The sequence below is a fragment of the Sphingomonas sp. Leaf28 genome, from assembly GCF_001421685.1.
In the GTDB taxonomy this organism is placed as follows: domain Bacteria; phylum Pseudomonadota; class Alphaproteobacteria; order Sphingomonadales; family Sphingomonadaceae; genus Sphingomonas; species Sphingomonas aurantiaca.
In genome coordinates this window covers 458,696-471,713 of sequence record NZ_LMKX01000007.1, presented here as the reverse complement: position 1 = coordinate 471,713, position 13,018 = coordinate 458,696, and the positions used below count along the sequence as shown (strand labels likewise).

The following is a 13,018-nucleotide window of genomic DNA, read 5'->3' as shown; positions in this document are numbered from 1 at the left end:
ATAGAACCCATCATGGATGAATTGACCACTTCTATTGTTGGCATAGACTTTCCGAACGAGGACGCGAGCAAGAGCAACAGGCGCATGGAGTGTATGATGTGCGCCCCGGGTGACCTGGTCGAACTACGGCTCGAGCCGACCAACCCGTTCGACGCGAACGCCGTTGCGATCTTCAGTGATCGCGGTACGCAACTGGGCTACGTCAGCGCCGAGCGCGCGCCGCTGATCGGCAAGCGGATGCGCGAGGACGAAGCGACCGCGGTATTCCAGGCGATGCACGGGAACGGGGCCTATATCCGGATCCGGTTCGGAGGCGGGTTACCTACCCTGCCCGACCCGGTCCCTGATATCCCGAAACGCCCTCCCCCGCGTCAGGCGCGGCCGGCGCAGCGACCGGTGTACGATCCTCACGCGTTCTATCCTGATGAAGAAGGGCCGGAGTTCGGGGCTTAGCAAATACGCTACCTTCCCCTTGTGGCCGGCATCCGAGAGCTTGAAAGAGGTCCGCGCTGTCGCTGCGACGGGGACTCGCGGACAACATATCGTGCTGAATAGCTAAGCAACGCCTATCATTCGCCGGGTTCGTCATTTCGATACCTGACGAGAAGGTCACAACACCTGCCAAAGTAAAAACACCGGCTAATAACGCGATGATGATCGTCGGATGCAAATTTTCACCAAGCTTGTCCAACATGCCGAGTTTCTCGGCATAATTTTCATCGTCGATGTTGGGACGACTGACGTTAAAAATCTGGGTATTCTCACTAACTGCATCCGTGATCTCTGACAAAGCGTACGCATACGCAACGCCAGTCGCGAAGATCAGCAGCAGGGAAGTCAGGAAGAGCGCGCATACGACGACGGGGTGGTCCATCTTTTCGGCGAAAGTTAGCGCCGTCGCAAGGGCGGCCGCATTGAATGCTGCGAAGGCGGCTCCTAACCACCCAACAGCGCTGTCTTTCTTGCTATCGAGCACGAAAAGGGACTGCTTCATCAGGTCCCGAAGTTCGGCGTCGGGAATACTAGGGTTCTGCAAATGAGTGTCGTCTGGCATCGCAACATCATGCGCTAAACCAGCGCTTCGTGAAAGCCGACCACCTTGGCAGAGGGTCTCGATAATAATGCGGCGAGCCAGTCCTTCGTCCCAGCAATACGAATCAGTTGCGTTTTCTCCCGCCGCCCGGTTCCTGCTCGAATGCATTGGCCCTTCGTCATCCATCAAAACTACGTCCGTCGAGCGGACCTCCACACGCCATTCGGTGGGCAGCAGCAGGGAGGCATATCAACGCCGCGTGCGGCACCGGGCATTTTCATATTTACCGGCCATGGAGCCGGTATCATCGGGTACAAGGACCGATACGAGAGCGACGGCTCGTTCCGGTACACCGGGCAAGGCCAGGTCGGCGATATGCGAATGGTCTCCGGCAACTCGGCCATCCGTGATCACGCCGCTGACGGGAAGGACCTTTTGATATTCTCGCAACAGAAGCGCGGCGGCCTAGTACGGTTCGAAGGCCTATTCTCGTGCGCTGGTTGGGAGATGGAGCGACAGAACGGTCTCGATGGAGTCGAGCGTGACGCGATAGTGTTTCATCTCGTTCCGCTTCGCGAGCTTGAGATTGAAGCAGGTGACGTCGCCGTTGCGCCGGCGCCCGCCATCAGCCTGCCCGAACTACGTAAGCGGGCGCTGGCAGCGGCAGCTCCGGCAACCGGCAAGCAGGCCTCGCCCGCGGCAACGGTCTTTGTTCGAAGCCGCGACGTGCGAGACTACGTGCTCGCTCGCGCCGACGGGGTTTGCGAGGCTTGTGGCGACGCGGCCCCATTTACGACGGCGTCGGGCCGACCATACCTAGAGGCGCATCACATTCGGCGTTTGAGCGATGGCGGACCTGACGACCCCCGACATGTTGGCGGGATCTGTCCAAACTGTCACCGTCGAGCTCATTACGGGGCCGATCGCAGCGCATTTAACGCCGCTCTACAGTTGAGCGTCGACGCTGCAGAAGCGGACCAGGAAGTCAGCGCAACGAGATCACTGCGCGTTCCATCCTGATGAGGAAGTAGCGGAGTTCGGGTCGCGACGTAGGTGAGCGACGACCAGCCCAAGGCGTGGGCGATGCCGGCGCCGGCCGCTCCGGTGATCACCGCGCCCGCTCCGCCCAGCATGAACGAAAACGGGGACGCTCGTACCAAGGCGGTCGCGTCTGCCGGATAGCCTCCGCAACAAGGCGAATGATCGCTGCATCGTCCAATTTGACGACATCCGTGCCGTTGACCGTAACGCCCATCACGAACGATGGTCCCATAGGCGGCTGCTCTGCAACTATGTTCTATCGTGATGAGTAGACGCCCGCATCGGGGTATTAGGGGAACTGACGTGGAGATACGGATACGACTGGCGGTCAGCGCGTCATTGATAGTGCTACTCTCACTCGCGGCATGCGCGTCTCGCGGCCCGGGCTACGTAACGCCCGGCATGCCCGCACCTAATTGTGATGGGTACGAACACCCTGAGGAAAACCCCGCCTGCCCTGAATGGGTCAGCCCTTGGATGAAACCGGTGCCTCCCACTCCCGCACCCCCGCCGTCCAAATAGCGTGACCCGACACTTACTGATTAGGGAGGGCCGGAGTTCGGAGCTTATATCAGCGTCGTGATCGAGCCATTGTTCATGACGCGCAGCCAGCGGTGATGGATTGCCATCGCAAACCTAGCGCGCCGCTCGTGCTGCGTCATGCTATTGGCCTGGTCGAAAGTCCCCGCTCGCGTCTCTTGGCGAGCAAGGCGAATGATCCTCTTGGGCGTGTCCATCGTCAGTTCCTAGAAGCTGGTAGATGACATCAGATATACCACCCCGCGGGGCTGGTGCGAGCCAGCTCCGACAGTCTCCTCCCCGACCATCTGGTAGAGGTGAGGCCAGAGCTAAAGGAAAAAGACTTCTGCCAAGTCACCCTCGAGACTGTACGCCCACTTCACGAACCTGAATGCAAAGACGCCAAAGATCACCAAACCGGCGCTGGCCCAAATCCAGTCCGACATACCCATGATCCAGTAAAATATCCCGTATCCGCCCGCAGCGACTACACACCCCGCCAAAGTCGCGCGCACAAGCGCAAATCGAAAGAGCCATCCAATGACGAATAGGATAGCAATTGCAATAGCAGCAAAAAGAGCAATGATAAACACTGGGTGTATGCCATGGCCGCGCAGTATCGCCCAAAAAGGCGTAAGCGCTTTAATGACGGTCGATATGATAAATAGGCCGACCACTGTCGTGAGACATCCGCTAAAATCGAGCCCGCCACCTAACGAACCAACCCGGTTACCTGAACTATCGTAAAGATCCATTCCCGCCTCGCTTCGCCTTTTGCAATGGCTTATCTGTGCATGTCCAATTGCGCAAAGCAGTTAGGCTGCTCGATTCTAAGATTTGTGTCGAATTTTCATTAATTAAAGAACTTACTCCGTCCTTAACCAAAAGCCTATTTCCGGCCGCGCGAATGGAGAAAAACGGTCCGTATGGACGAACTTACCACATCCATCGTCGGCATAGACCTCCCGAACGAGGACGCGAGTAAGAGGAACTGGTGCATGATGTGCGCCCCGGGCGACCTGATCGAACTGCGGCTTGAGCCGACCAACCCGTTCGACGCGAATGCCGTCGCTATCTTCAGCGATCGCGGCACGCAGCTGGGCTACGTCAGCGCCGAGCGCGCGCCGCTGATCGGCAAGCGGATGAAGGAAGACGACGCGACCGCGGTCTTCCAGGCGATGCACGGGAACGGGGCCTATATCCGGATCCGGTTCGGAGGTGAGTTGCCTACCCTGCCCCCGCCCGTCCCCGACGGCGAGAAACGTCCGCCACCCCGCCAGATGCGGCCAGCGCAGCGACCGGTGTACGATCCCCACGCGTTCTACCCTGATGACGAGGGCCCGGAGTTCGGTGCATGATCGGGAGCCCGCGCAACGGTGCGATACTGCCATCCTGACAAGCAGATTGGTACTTTTAGCAAGGCAGCGTAGTAAAAATGCGTCATGCCACGTAAAGGTTGATGCCGCTACCTATGTCACATGACTAAGACGCCCAAAGAATTGCGCGAGCAGGCGCAGGAATATCGAGACCTTCACGCGAGCATGGCAGGAACCGTGCTCAGCGACGCAATTGAGCAGGTCGCAGAAGCGCTTGATCGATCAGCGGACACACTTGAGGCCGAACAATCGCATCCGTCCTGAGGCACAAGTTCCCTGTGCCGTCCGGGGGGCCAGCTTCGATACCGATGAACGCAAGACCGTAGCGCGTCAGCGGCGCACAGTTGTCGAATCAGGCCTCATATCTAGCGTTACAGCCCCTATCGAGGTTACGAGCTCATTCGGTGCGCCAATTGGGCAGACGTCTATAGGCAAACCAAGGAACGAGTTTAGCGCCTTAGGTTTATACCCAAGGACGCGTTCGGTATCATCAGCTAGTTGCTGTATCGATCCAATGCGAAGCCGCCAACTGATGGTGTGCTCGCCTCGTTGCCCCGCCTGCACGAACGCATCGCGCAGGGTATCTCGTATCCCCATGGGAGCTCGAATAAAGCGCCACGAGCGCTACCGCAATATCCCGGCTGATCGTAGCCGTTCTTTAAATGCCGGCGTAGTTATATCCATTCCTCGCCACGCTGGAGCTTAGCGATAGCTTGCTGCCCAACAGCTGTAGCGGCCGCGTCTGTTAAACCGTCCGCCAAAGCCAAGGCGTCTTCCGGTGTCATCGCCAACGGTCCTGATACATCGTTGAGAAAAACAAATCCGTCTTCAGCTTCGACGTTCGTAGGCAAGCGCTCGGGTTCACAAGCCATAATCGGTTCCAATCAAGGCTCGAACGCGACGCGCGCCTTTACGGGCCCACCACCGACGGAAGTTGGTCGGAAATGACTTGAGGTATCACCTCACCCGCACTCAATTTTGATGAGGGCGGGTCGGAGTTCGGGGCTTAGATGGCACCCGCATTAAGATACGTGATGCGACAGGCCAAAATGACCTCTGACGACGCGAGTGCTCGTTTGACGGGCTATAGATGAAGGTATTGTCCGTTGCCCTCACTGCCGGTAAGGAAAACACGAAAACCCCGGCAGCCTAGACTGCCGGGGCTCGCCATCCGGATCACACGAACAGCGGAAATACGCGACCGTTAAGTTGGGGGCAACGGTCGCGTAAACTTAGCCGAGAAGCTTCAGCACGCTCTGCTGGCTCTGGTTAGCCTGGCTGAGCATCGCGGTCGATGCCTGGCTCAGGATCTGCGCTTTGGCGAGAGCAGTCGTTTCTGCCGAGAAGTCGGTATCTTCGATACGGCTCTTGGCATCTGACAGATTGGTCGCGTTCGAGGTCAGGTTGTTAACCGCCGACTGAAGCTGGTTCTGAGCAGCGCCAAGCGACGCTCGACGATTGGACACGAGGGAAATAGCATCGTCGTAGTTCTGCAGCGTGCCCCCCGCCGCGACGGTCGTCGTGCCATTCGTGGTCGTAGCAACGACCACCGTGCCGACGCCGCCGCCGGTCAACGTGGAGCCGGAACCGGTCGCGGCCTCGCTCAGGCTGCTCCCGAGGTTCAGATCGATAGAGTCGCTTGCGTTTGCACCAGCCTGCACCTTGATCGTCTTCGCCGTGGTGGTCGTGGCAGGAGCTACAGCGGCCGTGCCATCGAACAGTTTGACGCCGTTAAAGCTCGTGTTCGTGAGGACGTTCGAAATCTGCTTAGCAAGCGCGTCCTGCTCGGTTTTGATGTTAGCGATGTCACTCGTCGAATACGTACCGTTGGACTTTTGAACTTCGAGCTCACGCATCCGCTGCAGGTTATTGCTGACCTCGTCGAGTGCGCCCTCGGCGGTCTGCGCCATCGAGATGCCGTCGTTCGCATTGCGGACGCCTTGGTTCATGCCCTTGATCTGCGACGTCATTGACGACGAGATGGCGAGGCCAGCAGCATCGTCCTTGGCGGAATTGATACGCTTGCCGGTCGACAGTCGCTCCATGGATGTCGCAAGCAAGCCCGATGCTTTGGTCGACGCGTTCGTAGCGCGAAGTGCCGAAATGTTGGTGCCAATGACGGTCATGCGTGACTCCTGTTCTACAACAATCCGCGCCGCCCCCGTGGCGGAATGCCGATTTGTCAGAGGGAGTAACGGCAGCCGAACGAAACCTTTAAGCGGCGGCGATAAGATTTTCTGTGACCGTCGTTCGCGCTAGGCTGCGCCTGAGTACAGGGCAGATATCCGGATCCGGTTCGCAGGCGGGTTGCCTACCCTGCCCGAACCGGTCCCTGATGTTCCGAAGCCCGCCCCTCCCCCGCCAGATGCGGCCGGCGCAGCGACCGGTGTACGATCCGCACGCCTTTAACCCCAATAATGAGGGCCCCGAATTTGGGGGCGTGAACTAAACATATTGCGGCAGGTTTATTGACCAGTTTCAAAACGTATGATCTTCTCATACCGGGTCGTTCCGGCTCTGGGAGATGACATCGTGAAAATTATCATTGCGCTTGCTGCCCTATTTGCTGCGAGCACCTCAGTCGTCACTTTTGGCGGCGGTGAAGCGAAGGCTCAGGCCACGCTCCCATGTCGTGCTGCGGCAGAACGCATAGCGCTCGCTCAGAATGGCGGATCCTATGGCGGGCCATACGATTCGTATTATGAGCGTGCTTTCAGTGAGTGCACCAATAACGGTGACAATCCTTTCACTGAACTCCCGACTGGGAACCTAGAAACGCTGTGCCAACGCGTACGCTGCCAGGCGGCGTATTAATCTTCCGAGCCTGAGCTTCTCTTTTGAGAAGCTCAGCTTCTTAGGTTAAATAACAATTCCTTTTGCGGCGATTCTATCGCGGTTAGTTAAACTCGAGTTCCGAGGCTGGCCGATCACGGCATGCTGCTGCAACCGAGCCGATCCGCACGCTGCTTGGCAGATAGCAGCGACGCCGTCTCGACATCGAGGGTCGCAGCCAAGCCGGGTGCCAAAGATGCGCCTTGCGAGCTAATCTCCGAACGGTTTCATCAGTATGAGACCCTTACCCCTCGGGTACGGGTTGCGCAGCGACCGGTGTACGATCCCCACGCGTTCTATCCAGACGAAGAGGGCTCCGAGTTCGGCGCTTGACCAACCGCGCGATGCTGCTGGAGCCTAGCCGATCCGCACGCGGCGAGCAGCTGATCGGATAGAGTTGATACGGCCTCGACGTCGAGCGTTGCAACGACACCGGGTGCCTCGACCAGCACCCTCCCCTCGGAAGCCGTGATCTCGAACGCGCCCGGTCGTAGTGTCTCAGCCAATGGTATTTTCCGATCCTGTAACAACGCTCGTTGAACAGGATCCCCCGGCCTACTGCTTTGGCTCAGTACGATTGCACTTTATGCCCTGGAACCCCCCAGCGGCGTGGCGGTTGGCCCGATACGTCGACGCGACGTTCAGGAGAACCGAAATGAAAAAAGTAATGCTCACCGTAGCGCTGCTTGGCCTTCCCACTGTTGCAATGGCACAAGCAACGCCTTCGCCTGCGACCTACGTGATGAAGGCCGGTGCGGGTGACCAGTACGAAATCCAGTCGAGCAAACTGGTTCTGGCAACGACAAAAAATCCGGCAATGAAGCAGTTCGCAAACATGATGGTGGCGGATCATACGAAGAGCACCGCCGAAGTTAAAGCCGCCGCGATGCAGTCAAACCTCAAGCCGAAGCCTCCGATGCTTGACGCAATGGGCTCGCGGAATATCGCGGCGCTGAAGGCCACCACCGGTAGTGCGCGCGACACCCTGTACGTCAAGCAGCAGAAAGCAGCGCACCAGACCGCCCTCGAACTTCATCAGGGTTACGCTCAGACCGGAACCGCACCAGCGTTGAAGCAGACAGCAGCGAAGATCGCTCCTGTTGTCCAGCATCACATTCAGACCCTTTCGTCGATGTGACCTAAGGAGCCCGGTCGGCCGCGGCCGACCGGGCTCTTCCGAATGGCAGACGCAATTCGAAGCCGTCTAACTCCCGCGCGTTCTATCCTGATGAGGAAGGGCCAGAATCGGGCGCTTAAGAGGGGAGCTGACGTGAAAACACGGATGCGAATGGCGGTCACGCGCCACTGATAGTGCTACTCTCACTCGCGGCCTGTGCGTCTCGCGGCCCAGGCTACGTGACGCCCGGCATGCCCGCACCTAATTGCGATGGGTACGAACACCCCGAGGAAAACCCCGCCTGCCCTGAATGGGTCAGTCCTTGGATGAAACCGGTGACTCCCACTCCCGCACCCCCGCCGTCCAAATAGCGTGACCCGGCACCTACTGATGAGGAATGGCCGGAGTTCGGCTCGTAAGGCAGCTTAAAAAGGGATATCTTCAAGATGGTCAATTGTATCCTGAATCCATTTTCGCAATGCGGCCAACTCGACGGGCGTTATCGTTGAACTGATCGCGACTGTGAAAGAGGCCTTATGACCGATTTGATTATGCGCAACGCCAAGCACGCGCCGATCACGCGTAAGTGTGGACACAATCTGTTTCGCACTTTCCTCAGTGCAGTAGGATTCCCACGTCATCGTCACCGCCTCAGATCGAGCCTCGATCCTCTGCTCGGCCCCGATTAACTTTTCTATTCTCGATAGCTGTCGTGAGAAGGATTCCATGCGCTCACGAATCGCGACGTCAGCCGGTACTGACACCTCCGTTGGCTCGACCACTTCAAACGTAAAGTTTTCCACGAACGATTTATATCGTTTTTGTTCGAACGCTTCCGCAACCTGGGTAATCTTCTTACTAATCTCATCTATGAAACTGTCGACGGCATTATATTCTAAGTCGCGCTGATAGGAGTGGTATTGAAACACGCCAATATCGAACGGAGGCTTTTTAACGCTATCTGTTATAACAACGGTGGGACGCTTCGTGCTGAGGCGTAACCCCAGTTCCAGCATAACGTTGGGATTGAGGCCACTCACGTCGCAAACGACTACGTCCGACTCATAGATACCTTGCAGGATACGCGCGTGAATCACGTCGACTTCGGGGCTTTCCCAGACTAGGCGGACCGTCATCCCCGCCTTCTCGATCGACCGCACGATTATTCGCTGAACCCGGCGCCAGTGCTCCGAGGTGTAATCACCGTCCCCAGCAATCGGCATAATAATCCCGCATACTAGCTTTTCAGCTACAGCTCCGTCTGCCTTTGGTTCGGCAGTTTTCTTGTCGTCAGCCATTATACACCCCGCGTTTCGCGAAGCGTGTCGCATGCTTGGATTAACAGCAAGTGATCCTTTCAATCGTAGTCCCCGCGCAGCCCGCTGCTGCTGATTCCAAAATCATGCTCTCGCGCTCCTGAGGTTGGGATAGCGGGTGTCGATGATCATGCGGCGAGGCTCTGGCTCGGGCGGCTGGTCTTCGCCGTAGAGAATGCAGGCTGAGCAGAAGAGCGAGCCGCGCCGGACGTGAGCAGCAGGCTCGCCGCAGCAGCTGCAGCTTCGGACAATCCGTGTCATGCTGCCTCCGAGAATAGATCGCGGAGGACAGCGCTAGTTGCCACTGGCCGCGGCATCGCAAGCGTTTGGTTCGTACGATCGCGGAGCCAGATGACCGCGCTATCGTCAAACGCCTCCCCGGCCTCGTCACCGGCGCAAATGCTCCCGGTGCAATCGATCTCTTTGTCGGCTCCCTCTTCGAACGGGATAAGTTCCGGCGAATGCTGAACCGCATGCAGAAGCTCAGCGACGCTTTCGTCCTTGTCGAAGCGCTTCATGTACGACGTGCGGATGTCGCGGCGGTCAACCGCCAGCCTCTCCTGTTCCAGAGACCAGTGCGCAACCGACGGGTCTTCCCGATAGATTCGGGCGCGCTTTCCCCGGCCCTTCAGGAAGCAGTCGACACAGTTGCCGCGATAGGAACGAATGCCGAGATCGAACCCTTGGGGCAAAGGATGGGTCAAGCGCTCCGGGTCGACGTTGCGCCCGAGCCAGAACCGCAAAACGATCCGCTCGACGACCCCGCCGACGAACAGCGGGGCGCCCGACACCCAACGCTCTAGACCAGACTGGTTACGCAGGACCTGCTTGAGGACCCGGCTCGGCTCGTCGGCCCGCAGCCCAACCATATTGAACCATGTGGTGTATCCTTGGGAGACCATGAACCACTTCATGGTCTCGACCTTCAGCTTCTCCGTGCAGTACCTCATATCGGCGTTCGGCAGGAACTGCTTGCGACGGATCAGTTCGGCAAACCACTTGCCTTCTGTGTCGGCGCTGTTGAGCCCGACAATCTCGAACCGGGTGGCAGCCATAGCTAAGTCGCGATGGCTTTTGCGGGCAGAGACACGTCGAGCGCGTTCCTCCTTATCAAGGCCACGCACGAGGCGCAGTTCCGGCGGATATACGATGTTGGCCGCGATCTCGCCCGGCGGGCGCCATTCCACCCAGATGATCCTTACGCCCCACCGAGTTCCAACCTCGTGCACGAAACGAAGAGTTTTAGGATGTTCGCGGCCGGTGTTGGCGAACGCGACATACACGTAGTCGGGGAGCTGCCCTCCGTGGGCGCAGAGGATCAGCCACAGCATATAGGCCGATGTCCGACCGCCGCTGAAGCTTACTAGCGTCGGGCCGTGGCAGAAGTACGGGCTCGCTGGATCCGGCGCGGGCCACGAATTAACTGGAATTAGGCTCTGACGGTTTTCCATTTCGCACCCTTTGTCTCGGTGGAAACAGCGGAGGTTTTCCGGTATTCTCGCGTCAGAAACGCAGAGTTCTGCCCTGTCGGGTTAATTGACACTTAACCATGTTGCGCAGCGGGGAAACGGCCGATTCCAGCCACTGGCACCCTTCTTGCTCCGGCGCGATCATGTGGACCCGCTTCAGCCGCCTCTTCATCATCAAGACCAAGTTCGAGGCCTTCCTCGTCATCTACGGTCTCGGCCTTGGCGCGGTGGAACGCGGCATGCACTATCTCCAGCAATATCCCGGTTATGGGGGCTGGATGCTGTTTGCCGCCTGCCCGATCGCGGTCTTCATGGCGGGCGGGCGCATCATCGATTCGGTGGATCACGCCCGCAATCGGTAACCCGTCACGATGCTTGTTGCGTCAGATGCAGATAGCGGCTCGAAAAATCGGCCAGCTCGCGAAGCGCCTCCCAACGAGGAAAGCTGATCCGGCGGCGGTTGCGTGAGATCAGACCATCCGCTTCGAGCGACTTGATCGTCCGGTTGACATGCACCGCCGTGAGTCCCAGCGCATCGCCCAGCTGTTCCTGGCTCATCGGCAACTCATACCCGCTGGCGTCGACCACCCCCTGCATGTCGAGCCGGATCGCGAATTCGCACAGGAAATGCGCCAGCCGCGACCGCGCATCGCGCCGCCCGATATTCAGGATCCACTCACGGAAGATCGATGCCTCGACCAGCGTGTTGACGAAGATCGCATGGCCGATCGAGGCACGAGACCGCGCCAGCTCGCGCAGCGCCACGCGTGAGATCGTCGCGACTTCGGCGCGAGTCAGCGTCTGCACATTATGGTCCGCGACATCCAGGAACAGGTGCTGGAAGTCGAGCGGCTCACCGGGGATGTGCAACGACACGATCTGCCGCATCCCCGACCCAGTCTGTTTCTGGCGATACGCGAAGCCCGACAGCAGCACGGCGCATTGCTCGGGCGCGTCGCCCTCGCGCACAAGGTAGGATGACGGTTCGTAGACGCGCAATGTATACGGCAACGACATCAATGCACGGCGATCATCCTCGCTGAGGGCCGCATGCGTTTCGAGTTTCCGCACCATCAAAGCAAGGGGGGCCAAAGGGGAAACCACGGCAGCGTGGTCCGTCAGACTAACGTTCAAACGCGTTTCCCCGGAGAAGCCTGAGCGAAATCACCTATCTCTCCCAGCCGTCAGCGCCCATTGATCGGCTGGCGGCAGGTCGCGATAACATATTCCCGGAACGTCGACCGTAACATTTGATCTGCTGATGATATATACTTAGGTTAATATCGAGAATAGCGAGACCGACCTAATTTATTCCTGGCATTGCCGTAGGGTAAATCAAGATCGACCGTCGCAGCAATTGTGTCTGAAACGAGAGCAATCTTCCTCCCGCAGTGTCAATGTTGCGGCTTGACCGACGACACGCCGATAATGTCATCGAGCGCGGTCTGAAGACAATCGATACAGTCGCTCAGCTTGGCGCCGAACAGCGGATTGTCGCCCTCATCTGCGATACGCAAGGCCTCCTCGATGAGGAAGACCATGGATTTCAGACGAGCGATCGCCTGCGGTCCGCTTTGCATTCTAACCTCCCTTGACGCACCGTCGTCAACTTGACCGGATCGATGCGCTCGACTGCGGTTAATCAGTCCCGATGGCCGCAGGCAAGGTGGCAAATAGGACCGGACCGCGCCACGTCGTCGACGCGCGCGGTTCCGCTCAAGCCGGCCGCTTCCAGTGCTGGACGAGGCCTGCCATCACCCCATCGACCGAATCGACCTGCGCGGCGAGCCGTTGATGCAGCCGCCCTGCGGCGTCGCGAAACCGGCGCGCGAGCGCGTTGTCGGGAACGATGCCGAGGCCGACCTCGTTCGAGACGAGAATAATCCGTGCCTCGAGGCCGGCGAGCGCCGCCAGCAAGCCGTCGACTTCCCGCTCGATATTAACCTCGCCGAGGATCAGGTTGGAAAGCCACAAGGTGAGGCAGTCGACGAGGACGACCGTGTCCGCGCCGTCCACGGCGCGCAACGCGGCGGCGAGATCGATGGGTGCCTCGACGGTCTGCCACCGCGTGTCGCGATCGCCTTGGTGCCGCGCGATCCGGTCGCGCATCTCCTCGTCGAACGCCTGCGCGGTGGCGATATAGACCAGCGGCCCCGCAGAGGTCGCGGCGGCGGCTTCAGCGATCGCCTGCGCATGACGGCTCTTGCCCGAGCGCGCGCCGCCGAGCACGAACAGGCTCTTCCCGAACGACGGGCTGGTTTCCACTGGCGGCATGGTCTCTCCTTCGCACTTGCAGCGCGCCCCCGGAATGACGA

General features: G+C 58.9%; 14 protein-coding genes and 1 pseudogene. 6 read left to right on the top strand and 9 right to left on the bottom strand.

Annotated elements, in window-relative coordinates; genetic code table 11:
* Positions 1 to 12: 12 nt before the first annotated feature.
* A pseudogene (locus tag ASE79_RS21935) lies at positions 13 to 249 on the top strand (HIRAN domain-containing protein); the annotation flags it as partial.
* Between the two features lie 73 nt (positions 250 to 322).
* Here the strand turns inward: ASE79_RS21935 and ASE79_RS21660 are convergent.
* Complete coding sequence (locus ASE79_RS21660) at positions 323 to 1,219, bottom strand: hypothetical protein (RefSeq protein ID WP_235516878.1); 897 nt, start codon at positions 1,217 to 1,219, stop codon at positions 323 to 325.
* Here ASE79_RS21660 and ASE79_RS22060 point away from each other — a divergent pair.
* A complete protein-coding gene (locus ASE79_RS22060; RefSeq protein ID WP_056414707.1) occupies positions 1,196 to 2,053 on the top strand; it encodes an HNH endonuclease in 858 nt (285 codons plus the stop codon). The genes ASE79_RS21660 and ASE79_RS22060 overlap by 24 nt on opposite strands.
* Before the next feature lie 587 nt (positions 2,054 to 2,640).
* Here ASE79_RS22060 and ASE79_RS20935 read toward each other — a convergent pair.
* Together ASE79_RS20935 and ASE79_RS08570 are read right to left on the bottom strand one after the other, a co-directional pair.
* Positions 2,641 to 2,811 (bottom strand): hypothetical protein, encoded by a 171-nt coding sequence (locus ASE79_RS20935; RefSeq protein ID WP_156359616.1) that lies wholly within the window; start codon positions 2,809 to 2,811, stop codon positions 2,641 to 2,643.
* Between the two features lie 111 nt (positions 2,812 to 2,922).
* A complete protein-coding gene (locus ASE79_RS08570) occupies positions 2,923 to 3,348 on the bottom strand; it encodes a hypothetical protein (RefSeq protein WP_156359615.1) in 426 nt (141 codons plus the stop codon).
* Between the two features lie 243 nt (positions 3,349 to 3,591).
* Between ASE79_RS08570 and ASE79_RS08565 the strand changes: the two genes are divergently transcribed.
* Together ASE79_RS08565 and ASE79_RS20930 are read left to right on the top strand one after the other, a co-directional pair.
* Complete coding sequence (locus tag ASE79_RS08565; protein ID WP_162237026.1) at positions 3,592 to 3,951, top strand: HIRAN domain-containing protein; 360 nt, start codon at positions 3,592 to 3,594, stop codon at positions 3,949 to 3,951.
* 120 nt (positions 3,952 to 4,071) lie between these two features.
* Positions 4,072 to 4,233, top strand: coding sequence for a hypothetical protein (locus ASE79_RS20930; protein WP_156359614.1), 162 nt, complete (start codon positions 4,072 to 4,074; stop codon positions 4,231 to 4,233).
* A gap of 968 nt (positions 4,234 to 5,201) precedes the next feature.
* On the opposite strand, the gene ASE79_RS08560 is transcribed toward ASE79_RS20930, so the two are convergent.
* On the bottom strand, positions 5,202 to 6,095 hold the full coding sequence (locus ASE79_RS08560; protein WP_056414696.1) for a flagellin: 894 nt from the start codon (positions 6,093 to 6,095) through the stop codon (positions 5,202 to 5,204).
* 1,361 nt (positions 6,096 to 7,456) lie between these two features.
* Between ASE79_RS08560 and ASE79_RS08555 the strand changes: the two genes are divergently transcribed.
* Positions 7,457 to 7,939: a DUF4142 domain-containing protein gene (locus ASE79_RS08555; RefSeq protein WP_056415769.1), complete on the top strand. Its 483-nt coding sequence runs from the start codon at positions 7,457 to 7,459 to the stop codon at positions 7,937 to 7,939.
* A gap of 404 nt (positions 7,940 to 8,343) precedes the next feature.
* Here ASE79_RS08555 and ASE79_RS08550 read toward each other — a convergent pair whose 3' ends face one another.
* Both ASE79_RS08550 and ASE79_RS08545 read right to left on the bottom strand, forming a co-directional pair.
* Complete coding sequence (locus tag ASE79_RS08550) at positions 8,344 to 9,216, bottom strand: hypothetical protein (RefSeq protein WP_156359613.1); 873 nt, start codon at positions 9,214 to 9,216, stop codon at positions 8,344 to 8,346.
* A gap of 275 nt (positions 9,217 to 9,491) precedes the next feature.
* Positions 9,492 to 10,565 carry a hypothetical protein gene (locus tag ASE79_RS08545; protein WP_056414690.1) on the bottom strand — a complete coding sequence of 358 codons (1,074 nt, stop codon included), beginning with the start codon at positions 10,563 to 10,565 and terminating at the stop codon, positions 9,492 to 9,494.
* Between the two features lie 281 nt (positions 10,566 to 10,846).
* Here ASE79_RS08545 and ASE79_RS08540 point away from each other — a divergent pair, with 281 nt between their 5' ends.
* A complete protein-coding gene (locus ASE79_RS08540; protein ID WP_056414686.1) occupies positions 10,847 to 11,065 on the top strand; it encodes a hypothetical protein in 219 nt (72 codons plus the stop codon).
* 4 nt (positions 11,066 to 11,069) lie between these two features.
* Here the strand turns inward: ASE79_RS08540 and ASE79_RS08535 are convergent, their stop codons facing one another.
* The 3 genes from ASE79_RS08535 to cobU form a co-directional block, all read right to left on the bottom strand.
* Positions 11,070 to 11,720, bottom strand: coding sequence for a Crp/Fnr family transcriptional regulator (locus ASE79_RS08535; RefSeq protein WP_235516822.1), 651 nt, complete (start codon positions 11,718 to 11,720; stop codon positions 11,070 to 11,072).
* A gap of 377 nt (positions 11,721 to 12,097) precedes the next feature.
* Positions 12,098 to 12,283 carry a hypothetical protein gene (locus ASE79_RS20925; protein ID WP_156359611.1) on the bottom strand — a complete coding sequence of 62 codons (186 nt, stop codon included), beginning with the start codon at positions 12,281 to 12,283 and terminating at the stop codon, positions 12,098 to 12,100.
* Positions 12,284 to 12,419: 136 nt separating this feature from the next.
* Positions 12,420 to 12,977: a bifunctional adenosylcobinamide kinase/adenosylcobinamide-phosphate guanylyltransferase gene (cobU, locus tag ASE79_RS08530; RefSeq protein WP_056414681.1), complete on the bottom strand. Its 558-nt coding sequence runs from the start codon at positions 12,975 to 12,977 to the stop codon at positions 12,420 to 12,422.
* Positions 12,978 to 13,018 lie beyond the last annotated feature (41 nt).